At 60.1% G+C, this 16,901-nt stretch carries 14 protein-coding genes; 3 read left to right on the forward strand and 11 right to left on the reverse strand.

The window, feature by feature from the left end:
- Positions 1-60: 60 nt before the first annotated feature.
- The 9 genes from NOM06_RS04115 to NOM06_RS04155 all read right to left on the reverse strand — a co-directional run bounded on the left by NOM06_RS04115 (position 61) and on the right by NOM06_RS04155 (position 10,332).
- Positions 61-609, reverse strand: coding sequence for a hypothetical protein (locus NOM06_RS04115; protein WP_255909992.1), 549 nt, complete (start codon positions 607-609; stop codon positions 61-63).
- 293 nt (positions 610-902) lie between these two features.
- The gene (locus tag NOM06_RS04120) at positions 903-1,220 is read right to left on the reverse strand and encodes a heavy metal-binding domain-containing protein (protein WP_005333757.1); all 318 of its coding nucleotides are present in this window, start codon (positions 1,218-1,220) and stop codon (positions 903-905) included.
- Positions 1,221-1,391: 171 nt separating this feature from the next.
- Positions 1,392-2,192: a cell division protein DedD gene (dedD, locus tag NOM06_RS04125; RefSeq protein ID WP_255909993.1), complete on the reverse strand. Its 801-nt coding sequence runs from the start codon at positions 2,190-2,192 to the stop codon at positions 1,392-1,394.
- A gap of 74 nt (positions 2,193-2,266) precedes the next feature.
- The gene (folC, locus tag NOM06_RS04130; protein ID WP_201995822.1) at positions 2,267-3,526 is read right to left on the reverse strand and encodes a bifunctional tetrahydrofolate synthase/dihydrofolate synthase; all 1,260 of its coding nucleotides are present in this window, start codon (positions 3,524-3,526) and stop codon (positions 2,267-2,269) included.
- Between the two features lie 2 nt (positions 3,527-3,528).
- A complete protein-coding gene (gene accD / locus NOM06_RS04135; protein ID WP_042053089.1) occupies positions 3,529-4,392 on the reverse strand; it encodes an acetyl-CoA carboxylase, carboxyltransferase subunit beta in 864 nt (287 codons plus the stop codon).
- A 119-nt stretch (positions 4,393-4,511) separates the two neighbouring features.
- Complete coding sequence (truA, locus tag NOM06_RS04140) at positions 4,512-5,321, reverse strand: tRNA pseudouridine(38-40) synthase TruA (protein WP_040066446.1); 810 nt, start codon at positions 5,319-5,321, stop codon at positions 4,512-4,514.
- Positions 5,322-5,518: 197 nt separating this feature from the next.
- Positions 5,519-7,729, reverse strand: a complete 2,211-nt coding sequence (locus NOM06_RS04145; protein ID WP_255909994.1) for a FimV/HubP family polar landmark protein — start codon at positions 7,727-7,729, stop codon at positions 5,519-5,521.
- Between the two features lie 271 nt (positions 7,730-8,000).
- The gene (locus tag NOM06_RS04150; RefSeq protein WP_005344937.1) at positions 8,001-9,017 is read right to left on the reverse strand and encodes an aspartate-semialdehyde dehydrogenase; all 1,017 of its coding nucleotides are present in this window, start codon (positions 9,015-9,017) and stop codon (positions 8,001-8,003) included.
- 193 nt (positions 9,018-9,210) lie between these two features.
- Complete coding sequence (locus NOM06_RS04155) at positions 9,211-10,332, reverse strand: 4-phosphoerythronate dehydrogenase (protein ID WP_255909995.1); 1,122 nt, start codon at positions 10,330-10,332, stop codon at positions 9,211-9,213.
- 247 nt (positions 10,333-10,579) lie between these two features.
- Here NOM06_RS04155 and NOM06_RS04160 point away from each other — a divergent pair, with 247 nt between their 5' ends.
- From NOM06_RS04160 to NOM06_RS04170, 3 genes are all read left to right on the forward strand, one after another.
- Positions 10,580-11,323, forward strand: a complete 744-nt coding sequence (locus NOM06_RS04160; protein WP_255909996.1) for a phosphatase PAP2 family protein — start codon at positions 10,580-10,582, stop codon at positions 11,321-11,323.
- 99 nt (positions 11,324-11,422) lie between these two features.
- Positions 11,423-12,100, forward strand: a complete 678-nt coding sequence (gene rnt, locus NOM06_RS04165) for a ribonuclease T (RefSeq protein WP_255909997.1) — start codon at positions 11,423-11,425, stop codon at positions 12,098-12,100.
- 273 nt (positions 12,101-12,373) lie between these two features.
- The gene (locus NOM06_RS04170) at positions 12,374-13,696 is read left to right on the forward strand and encodes a Na+/H+ antiporter family protein (protein WP_005361308.1); all 1,323 of its coding nucleotides are present in this window, start codon (positions 12,374-12,376) and stop codon (positions 13,694-13,696) included.
- Positions 13,697-14,197: 501 nt separating this feature from the next.
- Here NOM06_RS04170 and NOM06_RS04175 read toward each other — a convergent pair.
- Complete coding sequence (locus NOM06_RS04175) at positions 14,198-16,099, reverse strand: DEAD/DEAH box helicase (RefSeq protein WP_204383012.1); 1,902 nt, start codon at positions 16,097-16,099, stop codon at positions 14,198-14,200.
- A gap of 180 nt (positions 16,100-16,279) precedes the next feature.
- Entirely contained in the window at positions 16,280-16,741 is a 462-nt protein-coding gene (locus tag NOM06_RS04180; protein WP_124929190.1) for a hotdog fold thioesterase, read from the reverse strand.
- Between the last annotated feature and the right edge of the window lie 160 nt (positions 16,742-16,901).

Genomic DNA, 16,901 nt, shown 5'->3' on the forward strand with positions numbered 1-16,901 from the left:
GTCTGTTACTCGAGCCGGATGGGGCCGGTATTCTGAACATCGCTGTCATTCCAGTCGCTCTCATCGCGAATGCGCGGATCCCCCCTGCAAGGTGTAGAGGATGGTGCCCTGACGAAACTGCAGCGCGCCATCGGCCCGCTTGGCCTTCACCTTGACTCCGTTGACCCACACCTGCTCCTTGCCATCCACCTGAATATTGGCCACCGTGGCACCGGTCTCGCTATTTTTGGCGGTCCATTTGCCCTGATAAGGGGAATCCCCCTTGACCATCGGCAACGAGGTAGCCTTGCCCGCTGACCAAGATTTCACGGTGCAGATACCGTTGGCACGCTTGTCATGCTTGATGGCGTAATCGACACTGGGCTCGCTGGTCGCGGAGTCAGAGGTGATGCCGATCATGATCTTGCCGCTCTGGGCGGTATAGGCGGTCGGCGCATCGGTTTTCAGCGTGGCCTTCTTGCCATTGATAAAGACATTGCCCCCTTGCGACTTGACCTGAATATTCATCGGGCAGCTGGCGGTAAAGTTGGGAACGGCCGCGACAACACTTCCGGCATAAGTGGCGATGGCCAGAGTAATAACAGTCAACAGAGCAGATTTTTTGTGCATCTTGATACGCCTTCAAGAAAGAGTGATTCATACAAAATGGGGTCATCCGTGATGAGGTATCGTCCTGATGGCTGCCACTCTAGTCCGGCGATTCAGGGGGGCCCAGTTAAAAAAAATAAAACCCGAGTCATCGGGTTATGAAAAAATATAAAAGTTTTAAATCATCAACTTAGAGTCATTTATGGCATGGGTTCAACACCCCGTTCACTCCTCGTTGCCCGCCATCGGGCATAAAAAAGCCGATAACCCGGTTATCGGCTCATTGCCCATGAAGACGCTGCGCTGGTGCGCGCTCAGACCACCACGGCGGTGCCGCTGATGCTGACCATCAGCATGCTGCCGTTTTGCCCCACCACCTCGTAGTCGATATCGATGCCAACCACTGCGTTGGCACCAAGAGCCGCGGCGCGCTCTTTCAGCTCGTCGAAAGCGATCTCGCGGGCACGGGCCAGCTCTTTTTCATAAGCGCCGGAGCGGCCGCCGATGATGTCGCGGATCCCGGCGAAGAGATCCTTGAAAATGTTGGCGCCGAGGATGGCTTCGCCCACCACGATGCCGCGGTATTCACGAATGGTTTTGCCTTCCAGCGTGGGGGTCGTCGAGAGGATCATCTTGAACTCCTGTGAGTAGCAGAAGGGCTCAGACTACCCCAACTGCCCGAAAATCCCAACCGAGGGGTGACCTGTACGACGCCGTCCTTAAAAATCACGACAGCCAGATAAAAAACACCGCGCACGGGGCGCGGTGTTGCTATCGGAACGTCATGGCCAGCGGCCAGACCATCACGGATTGTAAGAGACCACCGAGCCACTGAGGCCGGTCATCTGGGAAATCCGCCCCTGCATCCCCTGCAGTTTGGCCTTGGAGACATCCGGTCCGATAAAGACCCGGTTGAGCTGACCCTGCACCGGTGTGCGCGGCGAGGTGTGGGCAGAGTAGCCCGCCGCCCGCAGCTTGCTCACCAGCGCGTTGACGCTGTCGACGTTCTTGAAGGCGCCAAGCTGGAGGATCCAGCTACCCTGCGCCGGTGCCGCAGTAGGCGCGGGTGTGGTCGGCTGGGTCATCTTGCTTTCAATCAGATCGTCGAGGGACTTGATCTGACCCGCCTGCGGCTTGGTCGGTGCGGGCGCCTTGGCCACTTCAACCGGTTTGGCTGGCGTCGGCTTGGGTGCTGGCTTGGGCGCTTCGACCGGTTTTTTGGCCACCACTTCCGGCTTGGGCTGTGGCTTGGGTTGGGCATTCTGTTGCGGCTGAACCGGCGCCGGTGCGGCAGGGGTTGTCGCCGGCTGCGCGCCGTTGCCCTGACCGGCAAGGGTCATGGGATCAGCCACCTCTTCCACTTGCCACTGCTGGGCCGCAGAGGCCTGTTGCTGGCTGGCCAGATGATCAGCGGGCAGGCTGCTGGCTGCCGAGACCTGCAGCGCAGGCTTGGCAGGCTCCAGCTCGGGGCGCAGCGGGATCTTGGCAAAGGCCTCCTCCTTTTGTGCCAGCTTGTGACCATCCAGCAAGTCCGGCAGGAAAATAACAACCAGGGCCACCAGGATGACGGTGCCCACCAGACGGTTTTGAAACTTCGAGGCCAAGTTGAATCCTACCTTTACGTAACTCAATATGCGATTTGGCTCCCCGCCCGAAGGCCGGGGAGCCGGGGTGTGGCCTAGACGGCGACACCCGCCAGAATGTCGGCGACAGTGTAAAACGAACCAAACACAATGACCATATCGTCCGGACTCGATGCGGCCAACGCTGCCTGATAAGCCGCGCTGACATCATCAAACTCTCTGGCAGGGCCCTTTCCCTCCCCCAGCGCCGCAGCCAGTTGCGCAGCAGTGGCGGCGCGCGGGCCGGTGAGACTGGCCAGATACCACTCGCCAATCAGACCATCAAGTTCGGCAAGGGATCCCGCCATGTCCTTGTCTTTGAGCATGCCGACCACTGCGCGGCGCACACCCGCGCAGGGCATCATGCGCAATTGAGCTGCCAGATAGGCTGCCGAATGGGGGTTATGGGCCACATCGACGATGACCAGCGGCGCACTTTGCAACTGCTGCATCCGGCCAGCCAGCCGGGCATTGGCAAGCCCGTCACGAATGGCGGACTCCGGCAGCGGCAAGCCGAGGGATTCCAGCGCCGCCAGCACGGTCACCGCGTTCATCAGCGGTAGCGCCGGTTTTGGCAGATCCCGCCACTGGTTGAGGCCGTGATAATCCCAACCGCTCTCATGCTCATCGCCACGAAAATCGATACCGACCTGACGCAGGTTGGCGCCAAGACGCTGTGCTTCGCTCGCAATAGTCGCTGGCGGATTGGGCTCACCGCTGATGGCGGGTTTACCGGCGCGATAGACCCCCGCCTTCTCCACCGCCACTGCTTCGCGGGTATCACCCAGCCAGTCGCAGTGATCAAGGGCAATGGAGGTGATCATCGCCACATCGGACTCCACCACGTTGGTGGCGTCGAGCCGACCACCCAGCCCCACTTCCAGCAGCAGCACATCGGGGGCGGCGCGGCAGAAGAGCCACAAGCCAGCCAGGGTGGCGAACTCGAAGAAGGTAAGGGCAATCTCGCCGCGGGCCGCTTCCACCTCGGCAAAAGCGGCGCAGTGATCGCTGTCGGATAGCTCCTGCCCGTTGACCCGCACCCGTTCGGTAAAGCGCAGCAGATGGGGCGAGGAGTAGACGCCGACCTTATAGCCTGCGGCCATCAGAATGCTGGCCGCCATGGCACAGCTGGAGCCCTTGCCGTTGGTGCCCGCCACCGTGATCACCTTGAACGGCAGCTGGGTAAGCCCCATACGCCGGGCGACAGCACCGACCCGATCCAGCCCCATGTCGATATTGACCGGATGGATCTGCTCCAAATAAGAAAGCCAGTCGACAAGCGACCGGCTTTGGGATTGTTGCATGTTTGAACTCATCTTCACTCTTCGATGACGTGAGTATTCAGCATTTTGGCGAGCAGGCTGGCCAGACGGTTACGCATTTCACGGCGATCGATGATGATATCGATGGCACCCTTTTCCAGCAGAAACTCGGAGCGCTGGAAGCCTTCCGGCAGTTTCTCGCGCACGGTCTGCTCGATAACGCGCGGGCCGGCAAAGCCGATCAGCGCCTTGGGCTCGCCCACGTTGATGTCACCCAGCATCGCCAGACTGGCAGAGACGCCCCCCATGGTGGGGTCGGTCAGCACGGAGATATAGGGCAGGCCGGCTTTGGACAGACGGTCCAGCGCCGCACTGGTCTTGGCCATCTGCATCAGGGAGAACAGCGCTTCCTGCATGCGAGCACCACCAGAGGCGGAGAAACAGACCAGACCGCGGCCTTCCTTGATGCACTCCTCGACGGCGCGCACAAAGCGGGCACCGACCACGGAGGCCATGGAGCCACCCATGAAGGAGAATTCGAATGAACAGGCGACAACCGGTACCCCTTTGAGGGTCCCTTTCATCACCACCAGCGCATCTTTCTCCGCCGTCTCTTTCTGAGCGGCAGACAAACGATCCTTGTAGCGCTTGGAATCCTTGAATTTCAGTACATCCTGCGGCTCCAGCTCGGCACCGATCTCGGTACGCCCCTGCTCATCGAGGAAGCTCTCGAGACGGGCGCGGGCGCTGATGCGCATATGATGATCACACTTGGGGCACACTTCGAGGTTGCGCTCCAACTCTGCCCGGTAGAGCACCTGTTCACAAGCACTGCACTTGGTCCACACCCCTTCCGGAATGTTGTGACGACGGGGCGCAGTGATCTTGCTCTTGGGAAGAATCTTCTCAAGCCAGCTCATGGAATTCCTTAATGCTTTTGTGCCTGACAAAACGCATCGAGCCTAGATTGTTCAATGACTTAATAGCTCGATGGCAACAAATGACGGGTCATTAAACCACAATTTTTCGGGCGCAGTTACTAAAAACTGGTCGTACCCGGTGCCGAGTCCGGCAGCCACAGCGGGCCGAGCGGCAACTGCGGCAGAGCAAACTCGGCCGGGTAATCCACGTCGACCAAATAAAGGCCACCGGCCTTGGCGGTCGGCCCGGCCAGATTGCGATCCTTGGCAGCCAGCACCTCGGCAATCCACTCCACCGGTTTGAGCCCCTGCCCCACCAGCAGCAGGGAGCCGGTGATGTTGCGCACCATATGGTGCAGGAAGGCGTTGGCCTTGATGTCGAGCACGATGTAGGGGCCGGAGCGGCTGACACACAGATGGGTCACATTGCGCCACGGGGTGTTGGATTGGCAGGCGACGGCACGGAAGGTGCTGAAGTCGTGCTCTCCCAGCAGGCTCTGGCCCGCCTGGTGCATCAACTCGGCATCGATGGTCTCGTGGTAGTGGCTGACGCCACTGCCGAGGATCGCCGGCCGGTAGTTGTGGTTGTAGATGACATAGCGGTAGCGACGGGCGGTGGCGCTGAAGCGGGCGTGGAAGCTCTCGTCCACCTGCTTGACCCAGCGCACGGCGATATCCGGCGGCAGGTTGGAATTAAGCCCCAGGGTCCAGGCCCCTTCGGCACGGTTCGCCTCGGTATCGAAGTGGATCACCTGACCGGTCGCATGGACACCGGCATCGGTGCGTCCGGCACACTGGATGGAGACAGGGTGGTTGGCAATCCGGCTCAGCGCCGTCTCCAGTTCAGCCTGCACGCTGATCACTTCACGCTGACGCTGCCAGCCGAAATACCGGCTGCCGTCATATTCAATACCTAGGGCAATTCGCATGGATAAACTTGTCTTGTTGTGAAAACGCAGTGAAAGAAACGGGGCGGATTATACGCGCTCAGCCCGAAAAGTCCCACCACGCGCGCAATTGGCCTGGATAGCGAGCCTGCGCGGCCATGCCCCCATCGCAAATCGCCAAAAGAAGAGGGCAGCCTGCTGGCTGCCCCCGTTTTGCTGATCCCGTGATGGGAGATGCTTTAGCCCAACCGCTTGAGCAACTTCTCGGCTTCGGCGCGCTGGTGATCGCTACCCTGCTCCGCCGCCTCTTGCAGCAGCTCGCGGGCGCTATCCTTGTCGTCAATCTCGAGGTAGGCACGGGCCAGATCCAGCTTGGCACCCACACCGCCGTCGTCGGCATCCACGTCAAATCCGGTGGATTCCGGCAGCACCTCGGGGAAGCCATCGAGCCCCACATCCAGCGAGAAGCCCTGATACGGCTCCTGCTCCGGCGCGGTGGCATCCGCTTCGGCCAGCAGCTTGTCGATCTCGACGTAGCCACTCTCCTGTGCCTGCTCACGGGGCTGGAGATCTGCCGGATGAGATTCCACCTCGGCGAACGCGTCTTCGAAATCGGAGAGCGCCAGCTCGTTGGGATCCCACTCCAGATCCAGCTCCGCGTCCTTCGCCTTGACAGGCTCAAGACCGAGCTCGGCCAGCATGGCATCCGCACTCTCGTCAGCGTCCTCTGCGGCACTGAGATCAATGGCGTTATCATCTTTGCCAGCAGCAGGCTCGTCGAGGGCATTGTCGAAATCGCCGAGATCGAAGCTCGCCAGATCGTCGTCAGCGGCGCCGACTTCGTCGATGGAGCTCAAATCGGGCTCAAGGTCGGCGGAGAGATCCGCATCCAGCTCGGCAAACAGGGCTGCCTGCAGCTCCTCTTCGCTCATGATCTCGTCAGCGGCCTTGGGCTTGGGGTTGAACTCACTGGCCAGATCCATGGCGGGCTCGTTGGCAAGCGCGATGGGCTCATCCAGCGAGAGATCGAGATCCGGCACCAGATCCGGGTCACGACTGGCTGGCTGGGCCGCCATCCGCTCGGGCTCGAAGCCCTGCTGCTCCATCTCGCCCTCGTCGCTGAACACCAGATCGACATCCGGCTTGGCGGCCGGCTCGTCAGGCTCCATCGGCATAAAGCCATCGGGGGTGTTGAGATCCGGCACCGGGCGCACCGGCTCGTTGTCGGTCACATCGACGCTCAGTAGATCATCAAACTCGCTCTGCTCCTGATCCATCATCATGGCGGTGGATTCGGAGAGGCTCTTCTCCTGCTCTTCCAGTTCGCGGCGGGCACGGGCACGCAGCCACAGGGTCACCAGTGCCAATACCAGCAGCACAGGCAGCAGGATGATCATGGCGAGGTTGAGCGGTGAGGAGAGCAGATCCATCAACCAGTTTTTCTCAGGCTCAGGCTCGGCTGCCACCGGCGGGACCGGTTGCGCCTTGAGCTCGGCAATCTCTTTTTGCAGCGCGGTCTGATCCTGCAGCTGGGCCTTGAGGGTCTCCACCTCTTCGGTCAGGGATTGCAGACGCAGCTTGAGCCTGTGGTTCATCTCGGTCACCTGGCCGAGCTGGGCATTGGCATCTTCCAGTGCCAGCGCCATCTCGGTAGCCGGTTTGCCCACCGGTTTATCCAGATCGGAAGGCAGAGGCGCCGGGGTGGTGCCTTCTGCAGCGCTCGGAGCAGGTGCTACCGCCTCTTTCGGCGCAGGCTCGCTCACCTTGGCCACTTCTTTGGTTTCAGCAGCCGGTTGCGGTGCCACCACCGGAGCGGGAATGGGGGCGGCTTTCGCCACTGGTAGCGGCGCAGGCGCAGCCTTCACCGACTCGGTCTTGGCGGCTTCCACCTTCGCGGGTTTGGCGGCAGCGGGTTTGGCGGTATGGGCCTGCTTGTCAGCCAGATATTTGGGGCTTAACCCCTTCCAGCTGGCGTTGTCGCTGCGGAACTTGGCGCGGGCCTGAGCATCAGTGATGACGCTCGCCTCGGCCGCGGTCGGCAGCAGAATGCGGGATCCCACCAGAATGTGGTTGATATTGCCATCGGCAAAACTGCGGGGGTTTTTCTCGTAAATCGCCACCATGGTCTGGTAGACGCTGACCCGATTGGAGGGGCGATATTTGCTCGCCAGGCTCCAGAGGGTATCGGTCGGACGAACGGGGCCATAGCTACCGGCATTGGCAGTGACCTGACGCACCACCGGCTGGGCGGTTGAACGCACCGGTTGCGCGACGGGTCTGGCGACCGGCTGCGGCTGCGCCAGCGGCTGGGAATTGACGGCGGGAGGTGCGGGTTCGTCAGGGCCTTTTAGCTCGACAAAAAAAGGCTCCCGCGCCGAGTCTTCAGCCTGGACGGTGCCCAGCAGACCCAATGCGAGTAGCGTTGCCAATGTTATGCGGGAATGTCCCATATTCGTTCCTTCGTATGACGGCCCTATCACATTGAAAAATCTGGATAGTTACCCCAAAACAGTCGGTTCAATATAAATCAGGCTCGCCTGGCAAGCCAGCAGTCCGACACATTTAGCACCCAACTTGACCCTGAGTGTAGGAAAAAACTTAATCAGTTGATATCGCAACAGAATCTTGAAGTGACGGAGTGCGGCATGGGTCACACCCCGGTTTGATCACAGGCCGGATGCGCAGCACTCCCTGCTGCGCATCTGTGGCATCTGACCAGCCTTACAGATAGTCGCGAACCAGCAGCTCGGCAATCTGTACACTGTTGGTTGCCGCGCCCTTACGAACGTTATCGGCCACGATCCACATATTGATACCACTCGGGTGAGAAATATCCTGGCGCACCCGGCCCACCAGCACCTCATCCTTGCCGGTTGCGTCACGCACCGGGGTCGGATAATCCCCTTCGTCATCAAACAGGGTCACGCCCGGCGCATTGCGCAGCAGATCCTTGACCTGTTCGGCATCGAGCGGCTGGTGCAGTTCGACGTGTACCGCCTCGGCGTGGCCGTAGAAGACCGGCACCCGCACGCAGGTGGGGTTCACGGCAATGCTGGCATCCCCTAGGATCTTCTGGGTTTCCCACACCATCTTCATCTCTTCACGGGTGTAACCGTTGTCAGTGAAGCTGTCGATCTGCGGGATCAGGTTAAAGGCGATCTGTTGCGGATAGAGGGTCGGTTCCACCGGACGACCGTTGAGCAGATGAGCGGTCTGACCTGCCAGCTCGCTGACCCCCTCTTTGCCGGAGCCTGACACGGATTGATAGGTGGCCACGTTGATGCGGGCAATGCCCACTTCGTCGTGCAGCGGCTTCAGGGCCACCAGCATCTGGATGGTGGAGCAGTTGGGATTGGCGATGATGTTGCGATTGCGAAAATCGGCCAGCGCATCCGGGTTCACTTCCGGGATCACCAGCGGGATATCTTCGTCGTAACGGAAGCAGGAGGTGTTGTCGATGACGATGCAGCCGTGTTCGGCAGCAATCGGCGCCCACTTGGCAGAGACCTCGGCACCGGCGGAGAAGAGTGCGATCTGCACCTGGCTCCAGTCAAACTCCTCCACATCGAGGATCTCGAGGTTCTTGCCGCCAAAGCGCACGGTATCACCGGCGCTGCGGCTGGAAGCCAGCGGATAGAGGGTCGCTACCGGAAATTCGCGCTCTTCCAGGATCTCGATCATCGCCTGACCCACGGCGCCGCTGGCACCCAATACCGCTACATTAAACTGCTGGCTCATTCTGTTCTCCTCTGATAATGCTGCAATGGCGCCGGGTGGCGCCATGGTCGGCAGGCTCCCGCACGGCGAGATGACGCTGCCTGATATGGCTGAGCCGGCGCAGCAGGATCTGCGCCAGCTCAGTAAAAAAGCGGGTCGAGGTAGCCAGTACGGCTCACCCCTTCCGGTTATCTTCCAACTCTTGGTCCCCGATTCAGGGGCATGACAGCGCAAATCCCAACGCGCCCAGCGCCCGGTCGGCAAACGCTCCCTCAACCTGCAGGGAGGATAGTTCACGGCGCTCGGGATAGTGTTTGCGCTGCTCGTCAAAGCTGCCGGGCAGGCCGAGTCGGGCCCGGAAACGGGCATCATCGCGACGCACGTCATAGACCAGATGCACCAGCTGCTTGATCAACGCCTGATCCGGTGCGCGGCCCGGCACCACCGCCTGCACATCGGGGGCAGGCAACAGCTGACTCAAATCCTGACGAGGCTGGCGTCCCAGCTGCTGGCAGAGCGCCTGATAGAGCATCCAGGTACCGCGGGCCTTCCCCTCCAAGCTGTAACCAGCGATATGGGGGGTGGCAATCTCGGTATGGGGCACCAGCGCTGCCAGTGGCTCGGGCTCGTTCTCCCACACATCCATCACCAGTCGCAACGGCTTATCGCTCAACTGGCGCGCCAGCAGGGCCCGGTTATCCCACACCTCGCCACGGGAGGCGTTGATCAGGATCTGCCCTGCAGGACGAGCGGCAATCTGTTCGGCATCCAGCAGATGGTAGGTGGCATCCTGCCCTTCGCGGGTAATGGGCACATGGAAGCTGACGATATCGGCACCAAGAGCGGTCTGATAATCGACAAAGCCCGCATCGGGGGTATTACGCGCCTTGGGTGGATCGCAGCGCAGTACCCGCATGCCGAGCGCTTGGGCCTTGGTCGCCACACACTCGCCGGTATTGCCCGCGCCAATCACCGCCAAAGTCATGGCCGAGAGCTCGAGTTCGTAACGCTCCGCCAGCACCAGCAGGGCTGAGAGCACATAATCCCCCACCGAATACTTGTTGCAACCGGGGGCGCTGAAGAAGGGAATATTGCGGCTTGCCAGCAACGCCTTGTCCACATGGTCGGTGCCTATGGTGGCGGTGCCGACAAACCCGAGTTTGGGGCTGGTCGCCAGCAAATCGCCGTTGACGCGGGTGACCGAACGCACCAGCAGCACATCGGCATCCAGCAGATCGCAGGCCTGCATCTGCCGTCCGGGCAAGGCGACCACCTCGCCAAATTCGGCAAACAGCTCCACGGCATGGGGCATATTCTCATCAACGACTATCTTCATCGGGCTCTCTTTGGTCACAACCGCCACGGGGGCGCCATTCTAGCGCAAAGCCGCCCGAGATTTCAGCCTGTGATGCAATCCGGCGCGAAACGGGACCACATTGCGCGGCAGCCGCTCCATCCGCCCGCTCAAACAGAGGATATCGCCACAAATGTGTAAGCAGAGGTAACAAACGTGCTGCTCGGCTTTGTCCGGGCATATCACGGTGGCACAATGCCCCTCTTTTTCGCGATCGCCCATACCCACCATGCCGCCACACGCTTCGTCGCTCCCAATGTCAACCGCTTCACTCACCCGCAGTCAGGTGCTTGGCTTCACTGCCCTGTTAATCCTGCCCCTGCTGCTGCTCGCCACCCTGCCCTGGCAGCCTTTTCTGACCGGTTCACTGCAATCAGGCTGGCTATGGTGGTCATACGCCCTCACCCGCATGGTCGATATTCCCGGGATCGGGGTCAGTGGCGCTCTCTTGCTGCTGCTGACCCGCTACAAACTCAAACTGGAGCTGACGCCCTTCATTGCGCTGGGATGCGCGCTGGCAGCCCTGCTCGCCAGCGACTGGGTGCTCAAAAGCCTGATCAAGTACCTGACCGAAGAGCCCAGACCCTATCTGCTCTGGCTGGAGAGTCAGGCGCTGATCCCGGCCATCAAGAACTTCTACGCCAGTAGCATCGATGTGCGCAGTGAACAGGTTCACGCCGCCAGCCAGTTGCTGGCCCTGCCAGAGTGGCTCGGCCACCACTGGCAGGACGAGGTGAACTACGCCTTCCCCTCCGGCCACAGTATCGCCGCCATCAGCCTGGCCCAGTTCTTTGGCCTTATCTGGCTGGCCCGCGCTCCCACGGGCGTCTGGCTGCTACCTTTGTGGGCGCTAGGGGTTGGTCTGTCACGCATGGTGATGGGAATGCACTGGCCGGTGGATGTGCTGGCCAGCGCCCTGTTGGGCACGCTCACGGCGCTGATTGCCGCCCGCTGGTGGCTGCACAGATATTAAATCGAGCGCCACCTTGCCGCAGCCGACTGCGTGGGATGGGGGGACAAGCCTGTGCTTTTTTGCCATAATGCCGCCTCATTTTATCCCGACCGAGATCCCATGACCGACGCAGTTCATACCCTCAAGGGCCGTTTCCGTGGTTTTTACCCCGTCGTCATCGATGTTGAAACAGCCGGGTTCAACGCCAAGACCGATGCCCTGCTCGAAATCGCGGCTTACACCCTGAAAATGGATGAGCAGGGCTGGCTCGTTCCCGATCAGGTATTCCACTTTCATGTCGAGCCTTTCGAAGGGGCCAACCTGGAAAAGGCCGCGCTGGAGTTCACCGGCATCGACCCCTACAACCCGTTGCGTGGCGCTGTCTCGGAAAAAGAGGCACTGACCGAGATCTTCAAGGGGATCCGCAAGGGGATGAAGGAGCAGGATTGCGGCCGCGCCATCATAGTGGCCCACAACGCCACCTTTGATCACGGCTTCGTGATGGCTGCCGCCGAGCGCGCTGGCCTCAAGCGCAATCCGTTCCACCCGTTTGCCACCTTCGACACCGCTGCTCTCTCCGGATTGGCGCTGGGGCAGACCGTGCTGGCCAAAGCGTGCCAGAGCGCCCGCATCCCATTTGACAATAAAGAGGCGCACTCTGCCCTCTATGACACCGAACGCACCACAGAGCTGTTCTGTCATATCGTCAACCGCTGGAAGAGCATGGGGGGTTGGCCGCCAGCGCATCCGGATGATGGCACAACCGATGCTCCTGCCGACGATGAGGGGCAAGAATAAACGGATGAAGGCTGCCACTGGCAGCCTTCGCTTTTTGGGGACGTGATTGATTGCACGGCGCACCGGAAATCGCTATCAACGTCACTATCCACCGCTGCGCACGGGATGCATGGAGACAAACAGGTCACAAACCCTCATGTTGAGCAACCTTGTGCCACATGCTGCTGCGATATGAGGGGTTTGACTGATTTTTTTCTCGACATTTGTCACATTTTTCGCAAACTAACTCCCCTTCACATGACAGACAGCAATAACAAACTATAAGGAAATCAAATGAATCCAGTTGTTATCGCAGTCGGGCTGATGCTGGTGCTCAGTCTGCTGCGGATCAATGTGGTGGTCTCGCTGGCGCTGGGGGCCATTGCTGGCGGCCTGGTCGGTGGGCTGTCGTTGACCGATACCCTCACCACCTTCAGCGGTGGCCTGGGCGGTGGCGCCGAGATTGCTCTCTCCTACGCCATGCTGGGCGCCTTTGCGGTTGCCATCTCCCGCTCCGGGATCACCGACCTGCTGGCCCGCAAGGTGATCAACCAGTTGGGCAAGGATGCCAGCTCGACCCGCATCATGTGGGTCAAAACCCTGCTGCTCTCTTCCGTGCTGGCCGTGGCGATCTCGTCCCAAAACCTGATCCCGGTTCACATCGCCTTTATTCCCATCCTGATCCCGCCGCTGCTGCATGTGATGGCGCAGATGCAGATCGACCGTCGTCAGGTGGCCTGTGTCATCACCTTTGGCCTGACCGCCACCTACATGGTGCTGCCGGTCGGCTTTGGCGGCATCTTCCTGAACAACATTCTGGCCAAGAACCTGATTGATAACGGCGTGCCCATCACCACCAGCCAGATCCCGCTGGCGATGGCTATTCCGGTTGCCGGTATGGTACTGGGCCTGCTGATTGCGGTATTCATCAGCTATCGCAAACCGCGCCAGTACGATCTGGCCAAGATCCTGGATGCCGAGCCCGAAGCGGTCGAGCTCAACCTCACCCACATCTGGGTGGCCCTGCTGGCCATTGGCGTGGCGCTGGGGTTGCAACTGATGACCAACAGCATCGTACTGGGTGCACTGGCCGGTTTTGTCATCTTCACCTGCGGCGGCGTCATCAAGTTTCGCGAAAGCCAGGATGCCTTCACCCAAGGGGTGCGGATGATGTCGCTGATCGGCTTCATCATGATCTCCGCCGCCGGTTTTGCCGCCGTGATGAAGGCGACCCACGGGGTCGACTCTCTGGTCCAGGTGGTCGCCTCCGGCATCGGCCAGCACAAAGGCATCGCCGCCTTCCTGATGCTGCTGGTGGGTCTGCTCATCACCATGGGGATCGGTTCTTCCTTCTCCACCGTGCCCATCATCGCCACCATCTATGTGCCGCTCTGTCTGCAGCTCGGCTTCTCACCAATGGCGATCATCGCACTGGTTGGTACCGCTGGCGCGCTGGGGGATGCGGGTTCACCGGCCTCCGACTCGACTCTGGGCCCCACCTCCGGCCTCAACGCAGATGGCCAGCACGACCATATCTGGGACAGCGTGGTGCCCACCTTCATCCACTACAATATCCCGCTGGTTATCTTCGGCTGGATTGCCGCCATGGTGCTCTGATAGCCCCTCGGGCTGCGAACTCTGCACGTCACAATGCACAACAAGAAGGCGACCTGATGGTCGCCTTCTTCATTGATGCCAACCAATTACCCCGCTCGACATGAATCTCGACATGAATAATGGCTGCCAGCCAGACAAAGCCTCTGAGCGGCCACCTAGTCGCCACCCCTTGCGACCGCCGGAGTCAGCGGGCGCAATGCTGTCACTCCCCATCCAACTATCCGCCCAAGTGCACACGTCCCAACGCTTGCCAATACAAAGAAACGGCTGCCAGCCCAAACCTATGGCAGAACGGCGGATGACACCCAACCACGTCACAACCGCCTGTCGAGTAGAAAGGCGTTCTCTCTTTCCCCGACATCCAGTCATCAAATAGTGGCCATCATGCGCTCCCCCATGTAACGGCTTATGCCGATCTGGCGTTCAGTAAGAACACAGGGTAAACCGCAGGCAGAAAAAAGGCCGCTCAATGAGCGGCCTTCTTCATAACGGGATCAGCAATCAGCTTTCGCGACGCTTGCCACCGAATTTGCGATCTTTGTTGAAGCCACCTTCACGGCGCTCCCCGCTCTTGTTGAACGGACGGTCACCCTGGGGACGGCGATCCTTGTTGAAAGGACGGTCGCCACGGAACGGACGATCACCACGGGGCGGACGGCTGCTGGTGTTGCCACCGGCCGGCACTTCGGTGTAGCGGGTGATTTGCAGCGGACGCTGGCAAACACGGGCTTTCTTGATCACTTCCAGTACATCGGCGGTCATGCCTTTCGGCAGATCGACGGTGGAGAAGTCATCAGCGATGTCGATGTTGCCGATGAAGCGGCTCTCGATGTTCGCTTCGTTGGCGATGGCGCCCACGATCTGGCCCGGCTTGACGCCGTGATGGGCACCCACGTCTACGCGATAGCGCTCCATCTCCACATCCGGGTTGTCTTTCAGCGGACGCGGTTCGAGGGACGGCATGCGACGGGCAGGACGATCGCCACGGTCACCGAAGTCACGACCGCCACGGTCGTTGAAGTCACGGCGCTCGAAGCCACCACGATCGTTGCCAGTATTCAGCAGCGGATCCGGAATGGAGTCATCCAGCAGCAGCGGTTGGTCACCCTGTACCAGCTTGGCCAGTGCGGCAGCCAGCTCCAGCGGATCGGCAGAATCTTCTTCGATCAGCTCGTTTACCAAGTTGTGGTAGATCTCGAGCTCTTCACCCATCATGGTTTCGCGGATGCGCTCTTTGAACTTGGCCAGACGATGCTGGTTGATGTCCTCGGTGCTCGGCATCTTCATCGGCTCGATGGCCTGACGGGTTGCGTGCTCGATGGCGCGCAGCATACGACGCTCGCGGGGAGCGACGAACAGGATGGCTTCGCCTTTACGACCGGCACGACCGGTACGACCGATACGGTGAACGTAAGATTCGGTGTCGTATGGAATGTCGTAGTTCACTACGTGAGTGATGCGCTCAACGTCCAGACCACGGGCGACAACGTCGGTGGCGATCAGGATATCCAGCTGGCCCTGACGCAGTTTGTCGACGGTACGCTCACGCAATTTCTGCGGGATGTCGCCGTGCAGCGCTTCACAGGCGTGGCCACGGGCGGCCAGCTTGCCAGCCAGCTCTTCGGCGGCGTTCTTGGTACGTACGAATACCAGCAGGGCTTCGTAGGATTCCACTTCCAGCAGACGGGTCATGGCGTCCAGCTTGTGCAGACCGGTTACCTGCCAGTAGCGCTGGCGAATAGTGGTAGCGGTAGCAGTCTTGGAGGCGATCTTAATCTCTTTAGGCTGCTTCAGGTGCTTCTGGGCCACGCGACGGATCTGCTCCGGCATGGTGGCAGAGAACAGGGCAACCTGACGAGTGCTCGGGCACTGCTCCATGATCCAGTCAACGTCGTCGATGAAGCCCATACGCAGCATTTCATCAGCTTCGTCCAGTACCAGAGCTTTCAGGCCGGAGAGGTCCAGGTTCTTGCGACGGATCAGGTCCATCACGCGGCCCGGAGTACCGACGACAACCTGGGCACCGCGACGCAGGGCGCGGGTCTGGGTTTCGTAGGAGGCACCACCGTAGATCGGCAGTACGTGGAAATCAGGCATGTGGTGGGCGTAGCGTTGGCACGCTTCAGCCACTTGCAGCGCCAGTTCGCGGGTAGGCGCCAGCACCAGGATCTGGGTGTTGCGGTTACCAGCTTCCAGACGAGACAACAGAGGCAAGGCAAAAGCAGCGGTCTTCCCTGTACCGGTTTGCGCCTGCCCCAGCAGATCGTGTCCCGCCATCAGGTGGGGAATTGCTGCGGCCTGGATCGGTGACGGGCGCTCATAGCCCACGTCCTGCAGCGCTTTCAATACAGGCGCGGCCAGTCCAAGCTCACTAAAAAGGGGCAGTTGTTCGGTATCAGACATAGATTCTTCCAGATTAAGGCAGGCGGCTAACACCGCGGAATAGCAAAAAGGCGGCGATTATAGCGCCACTTTGTTCTGCTGTCTTGAAAAATGTGATAAGCCTCTCAAGACGTTGGCAATTATAGAGGGATCTGACGAGTATGGCTTGCTTATTTTGCACTCATAGTGCGTTATTGCAGATCACTCCTCGCTGGAGTCCTTGCCCCGCTTGTGTTTGAGCACCGCCATGGTCAGTCGGCTGGTGCACAATAAACGCTCACGTTCGTCCCGAATTTCAATCTGCCACACCTGGGTTGTTGCTCCCAGATGGAGCGGCGTGCAACGCCCGGTCACCACCCCTTCCCGTTTAGCTCGCAGATGGTTGGCATTCACCTCCAGCCCCACACAGTAGCTATCTGGCCCGACCGCCATATTGGCGGCAATCGATCCCAAGGTTTCCGCCAGCACCACAGATGCGCCGCCATGCAGCATGCCAAGAGGCTGGTGGGTGCGGTGATCCACTGGCATAGTGGCCTCCAACCAGTCTGGGCCAAAAGCGGTATAGATGATATCGAGGTGGGCCATCAGGGTGTTGCGAGAGGTGGCGTTGAGCCCCTCCAGACTCATGGGTTTACGCCAGATGGGCGCAATATCGTGACTCATTGCGAGCAGACTCCTTATGTTAGCGATGAATGCGTACCGATATGAGTGAAACGCCCTCCATCGGCAAAATGGTTCGGTTATATGAGTTGTTGGTTACCAGGTGACGTGTTAACAACGCAGCCCCGACCCGGCGCTGCGTGTTACACAATCATGCCCTTAA

Origin of the sequence: Aeromonas sp. JL9 (assembly GCF_024436075.1) — a bacterium.
Lineage (GTDB): Bacteria > Pseudomonadota > Gammaproteobacteria > Enterobacterales > Aeromonadaceae > Aeromonas > Aeromonas veronii.

Excerpts from the sequence above, each read along its gene's own strand:
- NOM06_RS04160 (WP_255909996.1), top strand. The coding sequence starts at position 10,580 with ATGCCGCCACACGCTTCGTCGCTCCCAATGTCAACCGCTTCACTCACC.
- folC (WP_201995822.1), bottom strand. The coding sequence starts at position 3,526 with ATGAGTTCAAACATGCAACAATCCCAAAGCCGGTCGCTTGTCGACTGG.
- NOM06_RS04180 (WP_124929190.1), bottom strand. The coding sequence starts at position 16,741 with ATGAGTCACGATATTGCGCCCATCTGGCGTAAACCCATGAGTCTGGAG.
- rnt (WP_255909997.1), top strand. The coding sequence starts at position 11,423 with ATGACCGACGCAGTTCATACCCTCAAGGGCCGTTTCCGTGGTTTTTAC.
- NOM06_RS04170 (WP_005361308.1), top strand. The coding sequence starts at position 12,374 with ATGAATCCAGTTGTTATCGCAGTCGGGCTGATGCTGGTGCTCAGTCTG.
- NOM06_RS04150 (WP_005344937.1), bottom strand. The coding sequence starts at position 9,017 with ATGAGCCAGCAGTTTAATGTAGCGGTATTGGGTGCCAGCGGCGCCGTG.
- NOM06_RS04145 (WP_255909994.1), bottom strand. The coding sequence starts at position 7,729 with ATGGGACATTCCCGCATAACATTGGCAACGCTACTCGCATTGGGTCTG.
- accD (WP_042053089.1), bottom strand. The coding sequence starts at position 4,392 with ATGAGCTGGCTTGAGAAGATTCTTCCCAAGAGCAAGATCACTGCGCCC.
- NOM06_RS04155 (WP_255909995.1), bottom strand. The coding sequence starts at position 10,332 with ATGAAGATAGTCGTTGATGAGAATATGCCCCATGCCGTGGAGCTGTTT.
- NOM06_RS04120 (WP_005333757.1), bottom strand. The coding sequence starts at position 1,220 with ATGATCCTCTCGACGACCCCCACGCTGGAAGGCAAAACCATTCGTGAA.
- NOM06_RS04115 (WP_255909992.1), bottom strand. The coding sequence starts at position 609 with ATGCACAAAAAATCTGCTCTGTTGACTGTTATTACTCTGGCCATCGCC.
- NOM06_RS04175 (WP_204383012.1), bottom strand. The coding sequence starts at position 16,099 with ATGTCTGATACCGAACAACTGCCCCTTTTTAGTGAGCTTGGACTGGCC.
- truA (WP_040066446.1), bottom strand. The coding sequence starts at position 5,321 with ATGCGAATTGCCCTAGGTATTGAATATGACGGCAGCCGGTATTTCGGC.